Below are 20,595 nucleotides of genomic sequence, written 5' to 3' on the forward strand. Positions count from 1 at the left end.
GCTGCGGATGATCGCCGATCAGGCGTGCCCGCCCTCCAGGTAGGCTGCACGCACTTCCGTACTCGCCAGCAGTTCGGCCCCGGTGCCGGCGAGGGTGATCTCGCCGTGCTGCAGCACGTAGCCGCGGTCGGCCACGCGCAGGGCCTGGTTGGCGTTCTGCTCGACGAGCAGGATGGTCATGCCGTGGTCGCGGTTGAGTTCGCGGATGATCTGGAACACCTTGCGGATGTAGATCGGCGCCAGCCCGAGTGAAGGCTCGTCGAGCAGCAGCAGCTTGGGGCGGCTCATCAGCGCGCGGCCGATCGCGAGCATCTGCTGTTCCCCGCCCGACAAGGTGCCGGCGCGTTGCGTGCGTCGCTCCTCGAGAATGGGAAACATCGCAAACACGCGCGCGATGTCGGCATCGTAGTTCGCCGGGTCGGCATGCGCCGTTCCCATCTGCAGGTTCTCGATCACCGTCATGCGCGGAAAGATGCGCCGGCCTTCGGGCACCAGGGCGATGCCGCGACGGGCGATCTCGTGGGTATGGACGCGGGTGATGTCCTCGCCGTCGAACACGATGCGCCCCGCGCTGGCCTTGGGGTTGCCGAACAGGCTCATCATCAGCGTGGATTTTCCGGCGCCGTTGGCACCGATCAGGGTGACGATCTCCCCGACCTGAACCTCGATGTCGATGCCGCGCAGTGCGTGGATATGTCCGTAATGGGCGTGCACGCCCTCCATCGTGAGCATCATGCCGGCTGCCCCCCCTTGCGTGTCTCGGTCATGCCTTCCTCGGCAAGTTTCTCGGCGATGCCCGCTTCGGCTTCTTCCTCGTCCTCGCCGAGGTAGGCCTTGATCACCTCCGGGTTGTTCCGGACCTCCTCGGGTGTGCCTTCGGCGATCTTGCGCCCGTAGCTGATCACGCCGATGTGGTCGGAGACGTTCATCACCACGCTCATGTCGTGCTCGATGAGCAGGATCGCGATGCCCAGTTCGCCGCACAGGTAGAGCAGCAGCTCGTTGAGTTCGGCCGATTCGCGCGGGTTGAGGCCGGCCGCCGGTTCGTCCAGGCACAGCAGAACCGGGTCGACGCACAGCGCACGTGCGATCTCGATGCGGCGCTGGATGCCGTAGGGCAGGTCGCCTGCGGCGTGGTCGGCGAGGTGGGTGAGCTTGAGCCTTTCGAGCCACATCGCTGCGCGCTCGATCGCCTGCCTCTCCGCCTGGCGGTAGCCGGGCAGCTTGAAGATCCCGGCGATGGAGAATCTCGAGGCGCGCTGCAGCACGTTGTGCTGGGCGACGATGAGGTTCTCCAGCACCGTCATTTTCGGGAACAGGCGGATGTTCTGGAAGGTGCGCACCACCTGGGCGTCGCGCGCGACCCGGTGGCTGGGCAGCTTCTCCAGCAGTATCTCGCCGCGCACGGGATGTGCCAGGCGCAGCGTGCCGGTGGTCGGCTTGTAGAAGCCGGTGAGGCAGTTGAACAGCGTGGTCTTGCCCGCGCCATTGGGGCCGATGATGCCGGTGATGCGGCCGGCCGGCACCTCGAGCGACAGATCGTCGATCGCGGTCAGACCGCCGAAGCGCATGGTCAGCTGGCGCACCGACAGCAGGGTGCCCTTGTCGTGTGCGCTCATCGTGCGCCCTCCTTGTCGCTGGCGGCGGCGCCCGCAGGCTGCAGGCGTACCGTGGGTTCGCGGTGCGACAGCAGGCCGCCGGGCTTCCACACCATGATCAGCACCATCGCAGCGCCGAACAGCAGCATGCGGTACTCGGAGAAGTTGCGCCCGAACTCGGGGATCAGCACCAGCAGCGTTGCCGCAAGCACCACGCCCATTTGCGAGCCCATGCCGCCCAGTACCACGATGGCGAGGATGATCGCCGACTCGGTGAAGGTGAAGCTCTCCGGCGAGATGAAGCCCTGGCGCGCGGCGAAGAACACCCCGGCGAAGCCGCCCAGCATGGCGCCGATGGCGAAGGCCGAGAGCTTGATGTTGGTGGTGTTCATGCCCATGGCCTGGCAGGCGATCTCGTCCTCGCGGAGTGCCTCCCAGGCGCGGCCGACGGGCAGTTTGCGCAGCCGCGACACGAACGCGTGGGTGAGCAGGGCCAGCACCAGGATCAGGTAGTAGAGGAAGATCAGCCGGTGCATGGCCGAGAACTCCAGGCCGAAGAAGCTGGCGAAGGTCTGTGTGCCTTCCGGTGCGCTGCGGGTGAACTCGAGGCCGAAGAAGCTTGGGCGCGGGATCGAGCTGATCCCGTTGGGGCCGCCGGAGAATTCGGTCCAGTTCACCAGGATCACACGGATGATCTCCCCGAAGCCCAGCGTGACGATGGCGAGATAGTCGCCACGCAGGCGCAGGATCGGATAGCCCAGGAGGATGCCGAAGCTGGCCGCGAGTGCGCCGGAGACGGGCAAGGCCTCCCAGAAGCCCCAGCCGTACTGGGTGGACAGTAGCGCGTAGGAATAGGCGCCCACCGCGTAGAAGGCGACGTAGCCCAGGTCGAGCAGGCCCGCGAGTCCCACGACCACGTTGAGGCCCCAGCCCAGCATCACGTAGATCAGCACCGTGGTGGCGGTGTCGACCACATAGCGGTTGTCGGAGTACACGATGGGCAGCGCGATCGAGGCGCCGAGCGCCACCCAGCCCAGGATGTTGACCACCTTCTGCGCGCCATGTGCACGTTGCGCGGCGGTGGTGGTGCTGGCCTGCTCGCGGGCGAGCTTGCGGTTGCGCATGTGGTCGATGCCCCAGCGCAGCAACAGGCGCCCCGCGAAGGCGGCGGTGACGAAGGCTGCGAGCAGGCCGAAGCGGGTGTCGACCGCCAGTCGCCCGCCCACGTCCACTGTGGTCAGGCCGATCAGCGGCACGCCGAGGATGAGACCCACGAAGGCTACCCAGCCGGCGTCGCGCAGACGCTCGGCGGGGGTCATGGCATGGCGGGCGAAGACGATGGTGCTCATCAGACCTTCTCCACTTCAGGCCGGCCGAGCAGGCCGGAGGGGCGCAACATCAGCACCAGGCACAGGATGCTGAAGGTGGCGACGTCCTTGTATTCCGCCCACAGGTAGGCGGCCCAGAAGGACTCGATGAGCCCGATCAGCAGCCCGCCCAGCATGGCCCCCGGCAGCGAGCCGATGCCGCCCAGCACCGCGGCGGTGAAGGCCTTGATGCCGGCGAGGAAGCCGATGAAGAAATCCACCACGCCGTAGTACACCGTCACCATCACCCCGGCGACCGCAGCCAGCGCCGCGCCGAGCATGAAGGTGTAGGAGATGGTGCGGTCCACATTGACCCCGAGCAGCCCCGCCATGGTGCGGTCCTGTTCGCAGGCGCGCTGCTGGCGGCCGAAGGGGGTCTGCGTGATCATCCACGTGAAGGCGGTCATCAGGATCACGGTCGTGACGATGATCAGCATCTGGCTCCAGCCGATCTGCACCGTGAAGGCGGGGTTGTCCCACAGCACGATGCCGCCCTCGAGCACCGGTGGGATCGGCTTGACGCGCGCACCCTGGGTGAGCTGCACGGTGTTCTGCAGGAAGATCGACATGCCGATCGCGGAAATGAGCGGCGCCAGCCGCGTCGAGCCGCGCAGCGGGCGGTACGCGGTGCGCTCGACCGCCCAGCCGTAGGCTGAGGTGAAGAAGATCGCCACAATCAGCACGAAGGTGAGTGCGAGCGGGATCGAGGTCACGTCGGCTGCGGCGAGGATGGTAAAGGCGGTGATCGCGATGAACGCGCTCACCATGAAGATGTCGCCATGGGCGAAGTTGATCATGCCGATGATGCCGTACACCATCGTGTAGCCGATGGCGATGAGGCCGTACATGGCGCCGAGCGTGAGCCCGTTGATCAGTTGCTGGAGTGCGTAGGCCACGATGTCTCCCGTGGAGGCACGATGGCGCCCGCGCCGGTGTGGCCGATGCGGGTGCCGGGTGCCGTCTTGTCGTTTGATTGCAGGGTCGCCTCCCGCCTCGTGGGCGGAGGGCGACCGATGCCCCGGACAGTCCGGGGCGGGTGATTACTGCGCGTAGTCGTACTGGCCGCCCTGCCAGCGATAGACCACGAAGCCCGGCGCCTTCTGGTCGCCCTTGGCGTCGAAGGACAGCTCGCCGATCACGGTGTTGAAGCTGCCGCCACGCATCGCCTTCTCGAGGTCGGCGTATTGGGTGCTCTTGGCTGCGGTGGCGGCCTGCTCGAAGAGCTGGAAGGCAGCGTAGGCGTAGAGCACATAGCCTTCGGGCTCGACCTTGGCGGCGCGGAACTTCTCCACCACCGGGGCAGCGTCGGCGTTCTTGCGCGGGTCGGGCGAGAAGGTGAACAGCACCTTGTCCGCAGCCGGGCCGGCAGCGGTGACGAGCTCGGAGTTGGTCATGGTGTCGCCGCCCATCACGGTCAGGTCGAGGCCGGCGGCCTGGGCCTGGCGCAGGATGAGCGCAACCTCGGTGTGGTAGCCGCCGTAGGCCATCACCTCGACGCCGGCCTGCTTGAGCTTGGTGACCAGGCCCGAGTAGTCCTTCTCGCCGGCAGTGATCGCCTCGCGCAACGTCGGCTTGAGACCCTTGGCTTCCATCGCCTTGGCCATCTCGTCGGCCAGGCCCTTGCCGTAGGCGCTCTTGTCGTCGACCACGGCGGCCTTCTTGCCGGCGAACTTCTCGGCGATGTAGCTGCCCGCCACCAGGCCCTGCTGGTCGTCACGGCCCATGATGCGGAAGATGTTGTTCAGCCCGCGCTCGGTGACCTGCGGGTTGGTCGACACCGTGGCCATCAGGATGTCGGCTTCGTTGTACACCTCGGAGGCGGGGATGGTCGAGCTCGAGCACCAGTGGCCGTGCATGAACACGATGTTCTTGTTGACCATGGTGTTCGCCACCGACACCGCCTGCTTGGGATCGCAGGCGTCGTCGCCCACCTCCAGCTTGAGCTTCTCGCCGAGCACACCGCCACGTGCGTTGATGTCGGCGATGGCCATTTCCGCGCCCTTGCGGATCTGGTCGCCGGCCGATGCGTACTGGCCGGTCATGGGGCCGGCGATCGCCACGGAAAGATCTGCGAGGGCGGCGGAGGAAAAGCCGCCTAGTGCGAGCACGGCGGTTGCGAGCAGGGTTTTCTTCATGAAACGTCTCCTTCTTGGCTGTGGTTATGGCCTTGGTTCGGGCATCGGGCTCGTGTGCGGAGCCGTTTGCGGCCGCCTAAGGTAAGCGAATTCTCCGGAATTACCATCCGTGCTGGCCCTAGCTGCGGGGGCTTCGCCGGAGATGAACTTCCCCTAGGGTGTAGCCCTGGGGGAAGGTTCTGCGGACCCGGGGGCGTTCAGGCCCCCATCGCCATCAGGCTGGCGTTACCGCCCGCGGCTGCGGTATTGATCGATAGCGTGCGCTCATGCACGAGGCGGGCGAGGTCGTAATCCGGGTTGGGCTGCAGCAACTGGACGATGGGCCCCTTGCGGGCGGCGATGCGCACACGCAGTGCGTCAGCCTCGGTCTCGGGGCCCTCGAACAGCACTGCACCAATGGCCTTTTCGGCCCAGCCTGCATCGAGGGTGATCCGGGTTTGCAATGCCTGGGGCAGTGCCTCGTACACGGCGCGAGCGGCCGCCTTGTCGTCCAGCAGCAGGTGATTGCCACTGGCGAGTGCGGCCATGACCTGATGCAGCACGCCGGTGCGGTGCCCGGCCACGCCGGCGATCGTGCCGCGCGCGGTGAAGCGCAGGCTGTCCTCCTCGCCCGTGGGGCCGGGCAGGGTCAGGCGCAGGCCGCTGAGGCTGCGCGCGCGGCAGGCATCGGCGCGGTCGCGCAGCACGGCCAGTTCGTCACCCTCCACCAGACTGCGGCCGTCGCCGTCCAGCCAACCCAGGAAGCGTTCGAGCGCCTGGTCGGCCGCGCGAGCCTCTTCGTCCTCGCCCACCGTGCATGCGCCATCGGCCAGCGCAGGGCCGGGCGTGCGGGCCAGCAGCCGGTGCAGGTAGAGCGGGCCGCCCGCCTTGGGTCCGGTGCCCGAAAGCCCTTCGCCGCCGAAGGGCTGTACGCCAACGACCGCACCGATGATGTTGCGGTTCACATACAGGTTGCCGACATGGGCGCGTGCGGCGACGCGCTCGACCGTCTCGTCGATGCGCGTGTGCACCCCCATGGTGAGGCCGTAGCCGCTGGCATTGATCGCGTCGATCAGCGTGTCGAGCTCGGCGGCGCGGTAGCGCAGCACGTGCAGGATGGGGCCGAACTGCTCGCGGCCGAGTGCGGATAGCGCGTCGATCTCGATGATGGTCGGTGCGACGAAGGTGCCATGCGCGCACCCGGCAGGCAGGGGAAGGCGGGTGACGCGCGCGCCCTTCGCCTGCATCGCGGCAACGTGGGCCTCCAGGCCGGCACGGGCGTCGTCGTCGATGACCGGACCGACGTCCACGCGTACGTCCGCAGGGTCGCCCAGGGCCAGCTCGTCGAGCGCGCCGCGCAGCATGTGCAGCACGCCGTCGGCGATGTCGTCCTGCAGGCAGAGCACGCGCAGTGCCGAGCAGCGCTGGCCGGCAGAGTCGAAGGCGGAGGCGAGGACGTCGGCCACCACCTGCTCGGGCAGCGCCGTGGAGTCGACGATCATCGCGTTCTGTCCGCCGGTCTCGGCGATCAACGGGATATCGCCACCGCGCTCGGCAAGTGTGCGGTTGATCAGCGTTGCGACCTCGGTGGAGCCGGTGAACATCACCCCGCGCACGCGGGTGTCGGCCACCAGCGTGGCGCCGACCGTTTCGCCACGGCCAGGCAGCAGCTGCAGCGCTGCGGTCGGCACCCCGGCTTCGTGCAGCAGGCGCACCGCATGGGCCGCGATCAGCGGAGTCTGCTCGGCCGGCTTGGCCAGTACCGGGTTGCCGGCGGCAAGCGCGGCGGCGGCCTGGCCGGTAAAGATGGCGAGCGGGAAATTCCACGGGCTGATGCATAGCACCGGGCCGAGCGGCACATGACTGGCGGCATCGAAGCCGCGCGCCTGCTGGGCGTAGTAGCGCAGGAAGTCGACCGCCTCGCGCAACTCGGCGACGGCATTGGCCCAGGATTTGCCGGCCTCGCGGATTGCGAGTGCGAGCAGGGTGTCGGTGTCCCGCTCGAACAGATCGGCGGCGCGCATCAGTGCATCGCAGCGCTCGGTTGCCGGGGTGGAGGCCCACTCGGCTGCCGCGGCGCTGGCGGCGGCCAGCGCCTGTTCGATGTCGTCGGCGCCTGCTTCGGCAGCATTGCCGACGGTGTCCTGGTGGTTGGCGGGGTTGTGTATCGGCAGTGCGGTAGCGGGGGTAGTCTTGCCGGCGACCACCGGCCCGCCTGTGAAGGCGCTTGTGCGCGAGGCGGCGAGTGCCATGGCGATCCGTGCGCGCACCGGCTCGCTGGCGAGGTCGACGCCGGCGGAGTTGGTGCGCTGTGCGCCGAACAGTTCGGCCGGCAGCGGGATCTTCGGATGCGGCGCGCCCGCAAGCGGCGCAGCCTGCTCAACCGGGTCAGCGATCAGCTCTTCGACTGGCACGCGCTCATCTACGATGCGATTGACGAAGCTGGTGTTGGCACCGTTTTCGAGCAGGCGGCGCACGAGGTAGGCGAGCAGGGTCTCGTGGCTGCCCACCGGCGCGTAGATGCGCACCATGCGGTGGCGGTCGGCACGGCCGACGATCTGGTCGTAGAGCGGCTCGCCCATGCCGTGCAGGCACTGGAACTCGTAGTCACCCGGCTGCCAGGGGCGGCCGTCGGCGGCGGCGAGGTGGAAGATTGCTGCCAGCGAGTGTGCGTTGTGGGTGGCGAACTGCGGGTAGATCACGTCGCGCGCAGTGAGCAGCTTCTTCGCGCAGGCAAGGTAGGCGACGTCGGTGTAGACCTTGCGGGTATAGACGGGGTAGCCGCCAAGACCGTCGATCTGTGCGCGCTTGATCTCGGCGTCCCAGTATGCGCCCTTGACCAAGCGCACCATCATGCGCTGGCCGCTTCGGCGTGCGAGGTCGATGACGAAGTCGAGCACGAAGGGCGCCCGCTTCTGATAGGCCTGCACGACGAAGCCCAGACCGCTCCAGCCGGCGAGTGCATCGTCGGTGGCAAGCGCCTCGAGCAGGTCGAGCGAAAGATCGAGACGCTCGGCTTCCTCGGCGTCGATGTTGAGGCCGATGTCGTAGCCCCGTGCCTGCAGGCACAGGGTCTTGAGCCTGGGCAGCAGCTCGGCGAGCACACGCTCGCGCTGCGACCAGGTGTAGCGCGGGTGCAGGGCCGAGAGCTTGACCGAGATGCCGTTGCCATCGACCACGCCGCGGCCCTTCGAAGCCTGCCCGATGGCGTGGATGGCGCTTTCGTAGTCCTTGAAGTAGCGCTCGGCGTCTGCGGCGGTCATCGCGGCCTCGCCCAGCATGTCGAAGGAGTAGCGGTAGCCCTTCTTCTCATGCTCGCGGCCGCGCTTGAGGGCTTCGTCGATGTCGCGGCCGGTGACGAACTGCTCGCCCAGCATGCGCATCGCAAGGTCCATGCCTTTGCGGATCAGCGGCTCTCCACCGCGCGCCATCAGCCGGGTGAGCGCCGAAGACAGACCCTCCTCGCTGCTGGTCGACACCAGTCTGCCGGTGATCAGGAGGCCCCAGGTTGCGGCGTTGACGAACAGTGAGGGGCTGTTGCCGATGTGCGCGCGCCAGTCGCCGTCGGCGAGCTTGTCGCGGATCAGACGGTCGGCTGTCGCCTTGTCGGGCACGCGCAGCAGCGCTTCGGCCAGGCACATCAGTGCCACGCCTTCCTGGCTGGAAAGCGAGAACTCCTTCATCAGCGCATCCACGCCCGAGGAGCGGGTGCGGGTGGCGCGCAGGCCGCTCACCAGATCATGGGCGAGGCGGTGTACCCCGTCGCGCAGGGTATCGGGGATGCGGGCAGATTCGATCAGCCCGGGGATGCACTCCGGTTCCGGACTGCGCCAGGCTGCGTCGATCGCAAGGCGAAGCGCACTCCGCGGGCGCTCGGGCAGGGCCGCCGTGCTGGGGGCGATGGGGGCGGCACAAGGCTGGGTCTGGATCGGTGTCACGGCCGGGGCTCCGTCGGGGGCTTGCGAGGGGCTTGTGCAGGGAGGCTGCGAAGCGCGTCGCACATGTCTTCAATAGGCCGCATTCTTTGCGAAAAACTGGAGTTAATGGCTCCAAAATTTGCATTTATAAAGTCATAATTCCCGAATTGAACCCTACTTGCAGGCAGAACGCCTGTTGCGCCGCAATGGATCGCATCGATCAGAAGATTCTCGCTGAACTCCAGGCCGATGCCCGCCTGTCCATCGTCGAGCTGTCACGCCGGGTTGGCCTGACCAAGACGCCCTGTGCCGAGCGGATCCGCCGCCTTGAGAAAGCCGGGGTGATTCGCGGCTATCATGCAGCGCTCGACCCTGCGGCGGTGGGAGCCGGCCACATCGTGGTCGTGCAGGTGCTGCTGACCAGCACGACCGAGCAGGATCTGCGCCGCTTCAACGAGGCCGTGCGGCGCATTCCCGAGATCGAGTCCTGCTTGATGATCGCGGGCGATTTCGACTATCTGCTGAAGGTGCGCACCCGTGATATCAACGAGTATCGCCGCGTGATGGGTGAGCAGATCTCGAGCTTGCCCTGCGTGAAGCAGACCCACACCTACGTGGTCATGGAGGCGGTGAAGGACGAGCATCGCCTACCGCTGCGTCCGCTTCTCGGGTGACCCGGTTTTTGCTCTCGACGCAATGGGCGCGCGTGCCCTTGGTGTAATATTTCGGCCAATCCATTCGCTGCCCCGCCCGGGTTTGCAGCGCTCTCAAGAGACACTTCATGGTTCCCCATCTCACCACTGCACTGACCGGCCCCCTGCTGGAGCTGGAGCGCCAGTTTCTGGACAACGCCACCGAGATCGAACGCTGGTTCCGGGACCAGTGGCAGGACCACATGCCGCCCTTCTACGGTTCCACCGACCTGCGCAACTCGGGCTTCAAGCTCGCGCCGGTCGACCTGAACCTGTTCCCCGGCGGCTTCAACAACCTCAACGACGCCTTCATGCCCTTGTGCGTGCAGGCGGCGCAGGCGGCGATCGAGCGCATCTGCCCCGATGCCAGCAAGCTGCTGCTGGTCCCCGAGAACCACACCCGCAACCAGTTCTACCTGCAGAACGTGGCCAAGCTGGTGTCCATCCTGCGCCTCACCGGCCTGGACGTGCGCATCGGCAGCCTGCTGCCCGACATCGCCGAGCCGACCGTGCTGGAACTGGCCAACGGCGCCACGCTGACGCTGGAGCCGCTGCGCCGCAGCGGCAGCCGCATCGGCCTGGACAACTTCGACCCCTGCGCGGTGCTGCTGAACAATGATCTGTCCGCCGGCATTCCAGCGGTGCTGACGGGGTTGGACGAACAGTGGCTGATCCCGCCACTGCACGCCGGCTGGCACTCGCGCCGCAAGTCCAAGCACGCCGAGTGCTACGACCGCGTCGCGCACGAGTTCGCGACCGCGATCGGCATCGACCCCTGGCGCATCAACCCAGAGTTCGGCGTGTGCGGCCAGATCAACTTCCAGGAGCGCACCGGCGAGGAGTGCCTGGCGGCGCAGGTCGATTCGCTGCTCACCCGCATCCGTGCCAAGTACAAGGAATACGGCGTCACCGACGAGCCTTTCGTGGTGGTCAAGGCCGATGCCGGCACCTACGGCATGGGCGTGATGACGGTGAAGGATGCCTCCGAGGTCGTCGGCCTGAATCGTCGCCAGCGCAACAAGATGGCGGTGGTGAAGGAAGGCCTGCAGGTGCAGGAAGTCATCATCCAGGAGGGCGTGCACACCTTCGAGACGGTGGAGGACGGCGTCGCCGAGCCGGTGGTGTACATGATGGATCACTACGTGGTGGGCGGCTTCTACCGCGTGCACACCGAGCGCGGCCGCGATGAGAACCTCAACGCGCCGGGCATGCACTTCAAGCCGCTGGCCTTTGACACCTGCTGCACCCTGCCCGACGCAGCGCAGGGACCCGATGCGCCGCCCAACCGTTTCTACGCCTATGGCGTCGTCGCCCGCCTCGCGCTGCTCGCGGCCTCGGTCGAGATCGAGGAAACCGAACCCGTGACGGATGAGGCGTTGATGGCGTGAGTGGGACGGCGGCGCCTCGGGGCGCCCCGCTTCGGCAAACTGACGCAGGCAAGGACGGTATGAACCGCAAGCTCAAGCTCCTCTTCATCCTGGATCCGCTCGAGGGCCTCAAGGCCTACAAGGATTCCAGCATCGCGATGATGCGCGCCGCCGCGCGCCGTGGCCACGAGGTGTGGTCGCTACAGCGCGCGGGGCTCACCTGGCGCGAAGGCGTGGTGGTGGGCACGGGCTGCGTGCCGCTGGACGTCTGTGACGACGATGCCGCCTGGTACCGGGCGGGTGTGGCGCAGGCCGTGCCGCTATCGGCGTTCGACGCGGTGCTGATGCGTCAGGACCCGCCCTTCGACTTCGAGTACGTCACCGCCACCTGGCTGCTTGAGCGTGCGGCGCAGGCCGGCGTGCGGGTGTTCAATGACCCGCGTGCGGTGCGCGACCATTCCGAGAAGATCGCGATCACCGAATTCCCGCAGTTCACCGCGACCACGCTGGTGGCGCGCGACCCGGTGGACATTCACGCCTTCATCGACGAACTCGGCGACGTCATCCTCAAGCCGCTCGACGGCATGGGCGGCAGCCAGATCTTCCGCGTGCGTGCGGATGACCCCAACCGCAACGTGATCGTCGAGACGCTGGCCCACGATGGCGCGCGCACGATCATGGCACAGCGCTACCTGCCCCAGATCGCCGAGGGTGACAAGCGGGTGCTGATCATCGGCGGCCAGGTCGTGCCCTTTTCGCTGGCGCGCATCCCCCGGGCCGGTGAGACGCGCGGCAACCTGGCCGCGGGCGGGCGCGGCGTGGCGATGCCGCTCACGCAGCGTGAGCGCGAGATTGCCGAATACCTCGCCCCCATCCTGTGGCGGCGGGGTCTGCTCATCATCGGCCTGGACCTGATCGGCGGCTACCTCACCGAGATCAACGTCACCAGCCCGACCTGCATGGTCGAGATTCATGCCCAGCAAGGCTTCGATGTCGCCGGCTTGGTGGTCGACACGCTGGAACAGGCGTGCGCCTGAGCATCACCGTCGATTCATTCCCGGCGGTGATGCGCGGGGTCGGGCTGCTGCTGGTTGCCGTACTGCTCGCAGCCTGCTCGCGCGCGGAGGTGTTCCGGCATGAGGCGTATGTCTTCGGCACGCGGGTCGATGTCGCGGTGTATGGCGACAGCCAGGAAGCGGCCGATGCGGCGGCCTACGCCGTGCTGCGCGAATTCGACCGCCTGCACCGCGCCTACCATGCCTGGGAGCCGTCTGAGCTCACCGCGCTGAACGCTGCGCTGGCCCGTGGCGAAACGGCGGACGTGTCTGACGAGCTGGCCGCAATGCTGGCTGATGCCCAGCACATCGCCGCCACCGGTGATGGGCTGTTCAATCCGGCGCTTGGCGCGCTGATCGCGCTCTGGGGGTTTCACACGGACACCTTCGTGCCACAGCGGCCCGACCCGGCGGCGCTCGAAGCCCTGCTGCAGACGCGTCCGTCCATGGACGACCTGCACATCGAGGGAAACCGCGTGAGCAGCCGCAACCCGGCGGTGCAGCTCGATCTGGGCGGATACGCCAAGGGCTACGCGCTCGATCGTGCCGCGGCCATCCTGCGCGAGAACGGGGTGAACAATGCGCTCATCAACATCGGCGGCAATGTCATGGCGCTGGGCCGCAAGGGCGACCAGCCGTGGCGCATCGGCGTCCAGCATCCGCGCATGCCCGCGCCCATCGCCACCCTGCCGTTGTACGATGGAGAAGCGGTAGGCACCTCCGGAGACTATCAGCGCTACTTCGAACTCGACGGCGAGCGCTTCTCGCATCTTCTGGATCCGCGCACCGGCCAGCCTGCGCATGGCACTCAGGCGCTCACCATCCTGATCTCTCCGCGCGAGGGCGCCGGCACGCTCTCCGATGCGCCGAGCAAGCCGGCTTACCTTGCCGGTGATGCGTGGCGAGAACATACACGCCGTTTCGGTATCGAACACGCGTTGCGCATCGCTGCCGATGGGCGGGTCGAGGTAACGCGTGCGCTCCGAGCGCGCCTGCAGTTCATGTCGCCCGTGGAGGCGACGGTCATCGATTGAAAAGCAAGGGAGGAAGAAGATGAACATGACACCGCAAACCGCCTGGTTGATCGCAATCTCTGCCGTCGTCATCGTCGGCATCGTCGCTTTCTTCATCGGTCGCAAGTCGGCCGGTACGAAGGAGCGTATCGATCAACTCGAAACCGAACTCCGGAGCAAGCAGGAAGAGGTCGAGGGCTATCGCAAGGAGGTCGAGGCGCACTTCGACAAGACCGCCACGCTGTTCGTGTCGATGGCTGGCGGCTACAAGGAGCTGTTTCAGCATCTGTCTTCCGGCTACGAGAAGCTGTCTACCGGATCGGCGCGCGAGCTTTTCCAGCAGCGCGTGGATGCACTGCTGGTGGGTACGGCCCAGGGTGCGGACGAGCAGGCTGGCAAACTCATCGCAGGGGCTGCCGCCGGTGCGGCAGTTGCTGCGACTGCGGTCGAGGCTGAGTCTGTGGCAGCCGATGTCGGCGCTGAAGCTGCTGCTGCAACCGCGCAGGACAGCGAGGCCGCGAAGGGTGCCGCGGATGAAAGCGCTATGGCTGAAGGCGTCGCAGCGGGCGGGCAGTCTGCGCCCGAGGAGGCTTCGGCGACGGCTGCAGGAGAGGCTCCCAGCGACACGTCTGCCCAAGCTGCCGAGGATGTGGAGCGTGCCGCGGTGGAGCCGGTTGCCGATGCTGCGGATCGCAGCACCAATGAGGCGGCCGGCGTCCAGGCCGCGGATGAGCGGCAGGACGCCCGCTAAGCCACTCGCGCCCGCCCGACCGTACAGGTTCACGCCCCGTCGCCGGCCCTGCGGGCCGGGTGCGGGAGGGAACGCGTCCGCTGGCGGAAATACGCCCGCGCGTGCTGCACCGGCTGCGCCGCAAAGTATGGCGCCAGAGAACTTCCCCCGTGCGGCAGCGTCTCTCCACCATGCCGAAGACGCTCCGTGCGCTACTTGTGATCCTGCTCGCCGTCCTCCTGCTCGGGGGATGCAGTCTGCGTTTTGCCTACGGCAAGCTGGACTGGCTGGTGCCGTGGTACGTGCGTGATTTCGTGACCCTGGACGCGGGGCAGCGGAGTGACCTCTACCGCCGCCTCGCCGTCCAGCTGACGTGGCACTGCCGCACCCAGCTTGCCGACTATGCCGCGGGTCTGCGAGATGCGCAGACCTTGTTCTCGAGCGATCGCGTCGACGCGGCGCAGCTCGAGGTCTTCCTCCGGCGTGGGGAGGCTTGGTGGCGGGCGGTGCTTGGCGCGCTGATGCCGGACGCCGGCGCCCTGCTTGCCGGCCTTTCTCCCGCCCAGGTCGACGAACTCGATGTCTCGCTGCAGCGGCGCATGGCAGATGCGCGGCAGGACTACCTCTCCGGTAGCGAGGCAGAGCAGCACGCGGCGCGTGTGAAGCGCATGCAGAAGCGCCTTCATCGCTGGCTGGGCGCGTTGAGCCCGCAGCAGCGCGGGCGTGTCGAAGCGTGGAGCCGTGCGTTGCTGCCGACGACCGAGACGTGGCTGCTCGACCGCGAGCGACGCCAGTCTGCGCTGGTAGACGTCCTGCGCACCGGAGCGGATGCCGCCGCCCTGTCGTCCCACATCCGCCCCCTGCTGTTGCCGGACGAGGCGCGCCTGCCGCCCGCACATCGCGAGCGGCAGGCGCGCAACCGGGCGCTGACCCTGCAACTGCTGGCCGATCTGTTCAATGAGGCGGACACGGGGCAACGCCGCCGCCTGCTGGGCGAGGTCGATGCGCTTGCCAGTCAGTTCGAAAGCATGGCCTGTACGGAGCCTGTTCGCGTTTCCGGCGCCGGCAGCCCATAATCCGGTCCTTTCCGGACGCCCCTTGTCCGGCCACGCCGCAGCCCGGCATGCTTCCCATGCACAAGACCGAACTCGACCGCCTCGCCATCGGCATGATGCTGCTGTTCTGCACCATCTGGGGCTTGCAGCAGGTTGCGATCAAGCTCGCCATCGCGGGGATATCACCGGTGTGGCAGGCCGGGCTGCGTTCGATAGGCGCTGCGCTGATCGTCCTGCTGTGGTCGCGTCTGCGCGGTGTGCCCCTGCTGGCGCGCGATGGCAGCCTGTGGCCCGGGGTGCTGGCCGGCGCGCTGTTCGCGGCCGAGTTCGCGCTGATCTTTCTCGGGCTGCAGTTCACCACTGCCTCGCGGGGTGTCATCTTCCTGTACACCGCGCCCTTCTTCGTCGCGCTCGGTGCGCGCTGGCTGCTGCCGCTCGAGCAGATGCGCAAGGCGCAGTGGGCGGGTATGGCGCTGGCGTTCATGGGCATCCTGGTCCTGTTCGGCGAGCATCTGCTCGCGCCGGTCGGCGCCTCGTGGATCGGCGATCTGATGATCGTCCTGGCTGCGGTGTTCTGGGCTGCGACCACGCTGACGGTGAAGGCGAGCGTGCTGGCGCGCGTATCGGCCGAGAAGACCCTGCTCTATCAGCTCACGGTGTCGGGCCTGGGGTTGCCATTGCTGTCGATCGTGCTCGGCGAACCCGGCGTGTTCGCGCCGACGCCTGCGGTCTGGACGAGCCTCTTCTTCCAGACCTTCATCGTGGCCGGTGCGTCCTACCTGGGTTGGTTCTGGCTGATCCGGCAGTACCCTGCGACGCGCCTGTCGTCGTTCTCCTTCCTCACGCCGGTAATGGGGGTGCTCGCGGGCGGACTGCTGTTGGGTGAGCCGCTGACGCCAGCGGTGTTTGCCGCGCTGGGGCTGGTGGGGGCGGGGATCTGGGTGGCGAACCGGCCGCGCTGAAGCCTCCCGGCGGTGTATCCGTGCCGGACCCATGATGCCGTGCGAGCGTGTTCGCCTATAGTGACGAAGTTCGTCCCCTGCAAGGAGCCTTGCCATGGCCCGTCCGGTCGTCGATTTCTGGTTCGAGTTCGCCAGCACCTATTCCTATCTGGCGGTGATGCGCATCGAGGAGGCCGCGCAGACGGCCGGTGTGGCGCTTGCGTGGAAGCCTTTCCTGCTGGGGCCGGTGTTTCTCGCCCTGGGCTGGAACGATTCGCCCTTCAATATCTATCCGCCCAAGGGGCGGTATATGTGGCGCGACCTGGAGCGCTTGTGTGCCAGGAATGGACTTCCGTTCCGGCGCCCAAGCCGCTTCCCGCGCAATGGCCTGCTTGCCGCGCGGGTGGCGCTGATTGGCGTGGAAGAGGGCTGGGTTGCGCGTTTTGCGCGCGCGGTAATGACGGCGAACTTCGCCGAGGACCGCGAGATCGGCGAGGTTGACGTGATCGAGGACATTCTCGGCACGCTCGGATTGCCGGTCGCCGAGATCATGGCGCGTGCGCAGAGCGAGGACAACAAGCTCGCCTTGCGCCGGCAGACCGAGTTGGCGGCCGAACTTGGCCTGTTTGGTGCGCCCAGCTTCAGGGTCGGCGACGAGTTGTTCTGGGGCAACGACCGCCTGGAGGATGCCCTGGCCTGGGCAAGACAGTCGGGTTGAGTGCCTATTTCTTCTTCGCGGCCTGCTCTTCCTCGTAGCGGCGGATGCGCTCGTCGTAGCGCGCGCGGTCTTCAGCTGCCTGTTGGGCGCGGCGCGCCGCCGCCTCCTCTGCGCTGCGGCGCTCGCTGGCGCGTTGGGCCTCGGTCTCGGCGCGCTTGCGTGCGGCCTCGGCCTTCGCAGCATCCGCTGCGGCGTCGCGCTGAGCGCGGATGCGCTCCGCTTCGGGGGAAGGCGCGATGCCCGCGTCCGGACCGGGTGCAGGCGCGGCGGCTGGGGCTGTGGTGGGCAGTTCGCTGGGTGTGGCGGGCGTGAGCGAACGCGCATTGCCGCCCGTGTCCGCATGCGCGGCAGCACGCTGGCGCTCGTGCAGGGTGATGCCGCGGGCCTCGGCTTCAAGCGTCCGGGCGCGCTGGATCGTCTCCAGACGTTGCTTCCGCGCCTGGTCGATGCAGCGGTTGACGAGGAATTTCTCATGACAGCCCGGCACGGTGGCCTCGAAGGTGGCCTCGGCCTGGTCGCGCAGGGCCTTGCCCTCGGCCTCCAGCGCTGCGGCGCGTGCGCGCTCGGCGGCCCGGTGCGCCTCGTCGTCCGTCTGTGCCCGCAGCGGACTGGAGAGCAGGGCGGACAGGGCGAGCGGGACGAGCAACAGGCTGCGGGGAAGCCGGGCACCATTCGAGGACATGGAGGAGGCGGGGCGTGGGCGGATCATCATGCGCGCTGGTTTCCGGGGTCGAGGTTCCGGGTTCGGTTGGGCTGGCGCGTAGAATAGCGCCTTTACTTCAATCCGCGGCCCCGCGGCCGTGTATCCGTTCGTGATCAGTCTTCGCAATTTGCGCCTCGCGCGCGGTGCCAAGGTCCTCATCGAGGCCGCCACGCTGCAGATCCACCCCGGCTGGAAGGTCGGCCTCACCGGCGCCAACGGCAGCGGCAAGTCCAGCCTGTTCGCCCTGCTGCGCGACCAGCTCCACCCCGACCAAGGCGACCTCGACCTGCCGCCGGGTTGGGTGATCGCCCACGTCGCCCAGGAAACGCCCGGGCTGGCGCAGCCGGCGATCGACTACGTGCTGGACGGCGACGCCGAGCTGCGCCGCATCGAGGCCGAGCTGGCCGCGGCCGAGGCCGCCCACGATGGCTCACACATTGGCGAACTGCATGCCCGCCTGCACGAGATCGGTGGCTACGCGGCGCGTGCGCGCGCGGCAGCGCTGCTCGACGGCCTGGGCTTCCTGCAATCCGACATCGAGCGTCCGGTGTCCGATTTCTCCGGCGGCTGGCGCATGCGCCTGAACCTGGCGCAGGCGTTGATGTGCCGCTCCGATCTGCTGCTGCTCGACGAGCCCACCAACCACCTCGACCTCGACGCGGTGATCTGGCTCGAGGCCTGGCTGCGCGATTACCGCGGTACGCTGCTGCTGATCTCGCACGACCGCGAGTTCCTCGACGCCTGCGTCACCCACATCGCCCACATCGAGCAGCAGAAGCTCACCCTTTACACCGGCGGCTATTCCGACTTCGAGCGCCAGCGCGGCGAGCGCCTGATCCAGCAGCAGGCGATGTTCGAGAAGCAGCAGCGCGACATCGCGCACATGGAAGACTACATCCGCCGCTTCCGCGCCAAGGCCACCAAGGCGCGCCAGGCGCAGAGCCGGATCAAGGCGCTCGAGCGCATGGAGCGCATCGCCGCCGCGCATGTGGACACGCCCTTCAGTTTCGCCTTCCGTGACGCACCGCCGGCGCCCGACCCCTTGCTGCAGATCGAGGACGGTGCGGTGGGCTACGGCGACAAGACGATTCTGGAGCGCATCACGCTGACCCTGCGCCCGGGCGAGCGCGTCGGCCTGCTCGGGCGTAACGGCGCCGGCAAATCGACCCTGATCAAGCTGCTGGCCCACGAGCTGCAACTGGCCAGCGGCCGCCGCCTGGAGGGCAAGGGCCTGGCCACCGGCTACTTCGCCCAGCACCAGCTGGAAACGCTGCGCCCGGACGAATCGGCGCTGCAGCACATGGTCCGCCTCGACCCACAGACGCGCGAGCAGGAGCTGCGCGACTACCTCGGCGGCTTCGACTTCCGAGGCGACGGTGTGGGTGGCACCTCGACGCCAGCGACGACGCCCTGCGGGCCGTTCTCGGGCGGCGAAAAATCACGACTCGCGCTGGCGCTGCTGATCTGGCAGCGTCCCAACTTGTTGCTGCTCGACGAGCCCACCAACCACCTCGACCTCGAAATGCGTCATGCGCTCACCATGGCGCTGCAGGACTACGAGGGGGCGATGGTGCTCGTCTCGCACGATCGCGCGCTGCTGCGCGCCACCTGCGACCGCTTCCTGCTGGTCGATGGCGGGCGCATCCAGCCCTTCGACGGTGATCTGGACGATTACCGCGACTGGCTCGCCAGTCGCCGCGCCGAAGTCGCCGCCGCCGCGGCCTGCCCCGATCAGGTGGCGGACAAGGCGGCGCGCAAGGCCGACCGCGCCCAGGCTGCCGCCGACCGCCAGGCGCGCCTGGTGGCGCGCCGGCCGCTGGTGAAGGAGATCGAGCAGATCGACAAGCGTCTGGCGGCGTGGAACAAGGAAAAGGCCGAGATCGACGCGCAACTCGCCGACCCGGCGCTCTACACCGGCCCGCAGGCGAGCGAGGTGCCGGCGCTCAACAAGCGTCAGGCCGAGCTTGCCGGGCGCATCGAGGAAGCCGAGCTGCGCTGGCTGGAGCTGCACGAGGCGCTCGAGGCGATCCCCGCCGACTGAGCGGCCGGCGGGACCGGCCGCCGCCCCTCATTCCGGCAGCCAGCGCGCCGGGTCGATGTTCCAGGCCTCGAAGTCCTCGTGACCAACGATGCGGTCCTGCGAGTGGCGCAGGTCCACCGTCTCGGGCGTCAGGTAGTAGCCGCGGGTGTGGAAGATCACCTTCACCACCGGCTGCATCAGGTTCTCGGGGGTCTGCGCCTGCACCACGGCCAGGCGGCGGCTTTCGAGGCGTACCAGCGAGCCGGTGGGATAGATGCCCACGGCGCGGATGAAGGCCTGCACCAGCGTCGGGTTGAAGTGGAACTTGCTCCATTCGAGCAGCTTGCGCAGCGCCTCGGTGGGCGCCATGCCCTTGTGATAGACGCGGTGCGAGGTGATCGCGTCATACACATCGACGATGGCGCCCATCTGGCCATAGAGGCTGATCTCGTCATCCTTGAGCCTGTTCGGGTATCCGGTGCCGTCAAAACGCTCGTGGTGCTGCGCGGCCACGTCCAGCGCGATCTGGCTGATGCCCGGCGTGCCCTGCAGGATGATCTTGCTTTGCACGACATGGCTTTTCATCTTGGCGAACTCGGCGTCGGTGAGCTTGGCCGGCTTGTTCAGGATCTGGTCGGGAACCTTGGCCTTGCCCACGTCGTGCAGCAGGGCACCAATGGCGATCTCGTGGATGATCTCGCGCGGCAGTTCCAGCGTGCGTGCGAACGACGTCATGAGTGCGCACACCGAGACCGAGTGCTGGAAGGTGTACTCGTCATGGTCCTTGAGCCGCGCCAGCGGCAGCATCGCGTCCTGCTGACGGAAGATGGAGTCGACGATGCGCTCCACCAGCGGCTCGATCTGCTCGAGCTGGATCTGCTTACCGAGGCGGATGTCGCCCATCATGTCGCGCACGATACGGTTGGCTTCGCTGTGCAGATTGCGCGCGCGCTGGACCTCGTGCTGCACCGAGGCCTGCTGGGCCGGTGCGACGATTGCGATCGCCTCGAGCGCCTCATCGACTTCGTGGGCGGCTTCTTCCTGCGTCGGGGCCTCTTCCAGGTCGAGCCCGCGGCTGGTGTCGATGTAAAGCTCATGAACCCCCAGCGCACGCACCTTGTCGACAATCTCCGATGATTTGACCGGGAAGCGGTTGCGCACGAAGTTGTGCTCCATCCAGCCGCAATTGAGGTCGTGGATGTACATGCCCGGCAGGAGCTTTTCGATGGGGATAAGTTTGATCATGACGAATTGAGCCTGGAATTGGCAGAATTATCTTATTTAGTGCTCGTGCCTGCTACAGGA

17 protein-coding genes are annotated in these 20,595 nt (G+C 67.5%); 9 read left to right on the forward strand and 8 right to left on the reverse strand.

Annotation, left to right across the window (positions count from 1 at the left end; translation table 11 throughout):
- Positions 1-18: 18 nt before the first annotated feature.
- The 6 genes from ACUH78_RS06695 to putA form a co-directional block, all read right to left on the reverse strand.
- On the reverse strand, positions 19-732 hold the full coding sequence (locus tag ACUH78_RS06695; protein ID WP_418364090.1) for an ABC transporter ATP-binding protein: 714 nt from the start codon (positions 730-732) through the stop codon (positions 19-21).
- Positions 732-1,619, reverse strand: a complete 888-nt coding sequence (locus ACUH78_RS06700; protein WP_418363925.1) for an ABC transporter ATP-binding protein — start codon at positions 1,617-1,619, stop codon at positions 732-734. Before ACUH78_RS06700 ends, ACUH78_RS06695 begins: the two co-directional genes overlap by 1 nt.
- Positions 1,616-2,947 carry a high-affinity branched-chain amino acid ABC transporter permease LivM gene (gene livM, locus ACUH78_RS06705; RefSeq protein ID WP_445333110.1) on the reverse strand — a complete coding sequence of 444 codons (1,332 nt, stop codon included), beginning with the start codon at positions 2,945-2,947 and terminating at the stop codon, positions 1,616-1,618. Before livM ends, ACUH78_RS06700 begins: the two co-directional genes overlap by 4 nt.
- A complete protein-coding gene (locus tag ACUH78_RS06710; protein ID WP_418363923.1) occupies positions 2,947-3,861 on the reverse strand; it encodes an ABC transporter permease subunit in 915 nt (304 codons plus the stop codon). The genes livM and ACUH78_RS06710 overlap by 1 nt, the downstream gene beginning before the upstream one ends.
- Positions 3,862-4,005: 144 nt before the next feature.
- Positions 4,006-5,100, reverse strand: coding sequence for a branched-chain amino acid ABC transporter substrate-binding protein (locus ACUH78_RS06715; protein ID WP_418363922.1), 1,095 nt, complete (start codon positions 5,098-5,100; stop codon positions 4,006-4,008).
- Positions 5,101-5,297: 197 nt separating this feature from the next.
- Complete coding sequence (gene putA, locus ACUH78_RS06720; RefSeq protein WP_445333109.1) at positions 5,298-9,017, reverse strand: trifunctional transcriptional regulator/proline dehydrogenase/L-glutamate gamma-semialdehyde dehydrogenase; 3,720 nt, start codon at positions 9,015-9,017, stop codon at positions 5,298-5,300.
- A gap of 185 nt (positions 9,018-9,202) precedes the next feature.
- On the opposite strand from putA, the gene ACUH78_RS06725 reads away from it, so the two are divergent.
- The 8 genes from ACUH78_RS06725 to ACUH78_RS06760 all read left to right on the forward strand — a co-directional run bounded on the left by ACUH78_RS06725 (position 9,203) and on the right by ACUH78_RS06760 (position 16,567).
- Positions 9,203-9,670, forward strand: a complete 468-nt coding sequence (locus ACUH78_RS06725) for an Lrp/AsnC ligand binding domain-containing protein (protein WP_418363920.1) — start codon at positions 9,203-9,205, stop codon at positions 9,668-9,670.
- A gap of 107 nt (positions 9,671-9,777) precedes the next feature.
- A complete protein-coding gene (gene gshA / locus ACUH78_RS06730; protein ID WP_418363919.1) occupies positions 9,778-11,076 on the forward strand; it encodes a glutamate--cysteine ligase in 1,299 nt (432 codons plus the stop codon).
- A gap of 59 nt (positions 11,077-11,135) precedes the next feature.
- The gene (gene gshB / locus ACUH78_RS06735; RefSeq protein WP_418363918.1) at positions 11,136-12,092 is read left to right on the forward strand and encodes a glutathione synthase; all 957 of its coding nucleotides are present in this window, start codon (positions 11,136-11,138) and stop codon (positions 12,090-12,092) included.
- Positions 12,093-12,121: 29 nt separating this feature from the next.
- Entirely contained in the window at positions 12,122-13,144 is a 1,023-nt protein-coding gene (locus tag ACUH78_RS06740) for an FAD:protein FMN transferase (RefSeq protein WP_418364089.1), read from the forward strand.
- A 25-nt stretch (positions 13,145-13,169) separates the two neighbouring features.
- Entirely contained in the window at positions 13,170-13,874 is a 705-nt protein-coding gene (locus tag ACUH78_RS06745; RefSeq protein WP_445333108.1) for a Z-ring associated ZapG family protein, read from the forward strand.
- A 170-nt stretch (positions 13,875-14,044) separates the two neighbouring features.
- Positions 14,045-14,929 carry a DUF6279 family lipoprotein gene (locus ACUH78_RS06750; protein ID WP_418363916.1) on the forward strand — a complete coding sequence of 295 codons (885 nt, stop codon included), beginning with the start codon at positions 14,045-14,047 and terminating at the stop codon, positions 14,927-14,929.
- A gap of 56 nt (positions 14,930-14,985) precedes the next feature.
- On the forward strand, positions 14,986-15,870 hold the full coding sequence (locus ACUH78_RS06755; protein ID WP_418363915.1) for a DMT family transporter: 885 nt from the start codon (positions 14,986-14,988) through the stop codon (positions 15,868-15,870).
- A gap of 94 nt (positions 15,871-15,964) precedes the next feature.
- Complete coding sequence (locus tag ACUH78_RS06760) at positions 15,965-16,567, forward strand: 2-hydroxychromene-2-carboxylate isomerase (protein WP_418363914.1); 603 nt, start codon at positions 15,965-15,967, stop codon at positions 16,565-16,567.
- A 4-nt stretch (positions 16,568-16,571) separates the two neighbouring features.
- Here the strand turns inward: ACUH78_RS06760 and ACUH78_RS06765 are convergent, their stop codons facing one another.
- Positions 16,572-17,279 carry a hypothetical protein gene (locus ACUH78_RS06765; RefSeq protein WP_418363913.1) on the reverse strand — a complete coding sequence of 236 codons (708 nt, stop codon included), beginning with the start codon at positions 17,277-17,279 and terminating at the stop codon, positions 16,572-16,574.
- 100 nt (positions 17,280-17,379) lie between these two features.
- Here ACUH78_RS06765 and ACUH78_RS06770 point away from each other — a divergent pair, with 100 nt between their 5' ends.
- The gene (locus ACUH78_RS06770; protein ID WP_418363912.1) at positions 17,380-19,311 is read left to right on the forward strand and encodes an ATP-binding cassette domain-containing protein; all 1,932 of its coding nucleotides are present in this window, start codon (positions 17,380-17,382) and stop codon (positions 19,309-19,311) included.
- A gap of 27 nt (positions 19,312-19,338) precedes the next feature.
- On the opposite strand, the gene ACUH78_RS06775 is transcribed toward ACUH78_RS06770, so the two are convergent.
- Complete coding sequence (locus tag ACUH78_RS06775) at positions 19,339-20,535, reverse strand: HD-GYP domain-containing protein (RefSeq protein WP_445333107.1); 1,197 nt, start codon at positions 20,533-20,535, stop codon at positions 19,339-19,341.
- Between the last annotated feature and the right edge of the window lie 60 nt (positions 20,536-20,595).

The sequence above is a fragment of the Thauera sp. ZXT1-4 genome, from assembly GCF_052598215.2.

Bases quoted from the DNA above. Each gene is read 5' to 3' on its own strand.
- ACUH78_RS06765 (WP_418363913.1), bottom strand. From the start codon at position 17,279: ATGATGATCCGCCCACGCCCCGCCTCCTCCATGTCCTCGAATGGTGCC.
- ACUH78_RS06695 (WP_418364090.1), bottom strand. From the start codon at position 732: ATGCTCACGATGGAGGGCGTGCACGCCCATTACGGACATATCCACGCA.
- ACUH78_RS06760 (WP_418363914.1), top strand. From the start codon at position 15,965: ATGGCCCGTCCGGTCGTCGATTTCTGGTTCGAGTTCGCCAGCACCTAT.
- gshB (WP_418363918.1), top strand. From the start codon at position 11,136: ATGAACCGCAAGCTCAAGCTCCTCTTCATCCTGGATCCGCTCGAGGGC.
- ACUH78_RS06750 (WP_418363916.1), top strand. From the start codon at position 14,045: ATGCCGAAGACGCTCCGTGCGCTACTTGTGATCCTGCTCGCCGTCCTC.
- ACUH78_RS06725 (WP_418363920.1), top strand. From the start codon at position 9,203: ATGGATCGCATCGATCAGAAGATTCTCGCTGAACTCCAGGCCGATGCC.
- gshA (WP_418363919.1), top strand. From the start codon at position 9,778: ATGGTTCCCCATCTCACCACTGCACTGACCGGCCCCCTGCTGGAGCTG.
- ACUH78_RS06745 (WP_445333108.1), top strand. From the start codon at position 13,170: ATGACACCGCAAACCGCCTGGTTGATCGCAATCTCTGCCGTCGTCATC.
- livM (WP_445333110.1), bottom strand. From the start codon at position 2,947: ATGAGCACCATCGTCTTCGCCCGCCATGCCATGACCCCCGCCGAGCGT.
- ACUH78_RS06740 (WP_418364089.1), top strand. From the start codon at position 12,122: ATGCGCGGGGTCGGGCTGCTGCTGGTTGCCGTACTGCTCGCAGCCTGC.
- ACUH78_RS06755 (WP_418363915.1), top strand. From the start codon at position 14,986: ATGCACAAGACCGAACTCGACCGCCTCGCCATCGGCATGATGCTGCTG.
- ACUH78_RS06715 (WP_418363922.1), bottom strand. From the start codon at position 5,100: ATGAAGAAAACCCTGCTCGCAACCGCCGTGCTCGCACTAGGCGGCTTT.
- ACUH78_RS06700 (WP_418363925.1), bottom strand. From the start codon at position 1,619: ATGAGCGCACACGACAAGGGCACCCTGCTGTCGGTGCGCCAGCTGACC.
- ACUH78_RS06775 (WP_445333107.1), bottom strand. From the start codon at position 20,535: ATGATCAAACTTATCCCCATCGAAAAGCTCCTGCCGGGCATGTACATC.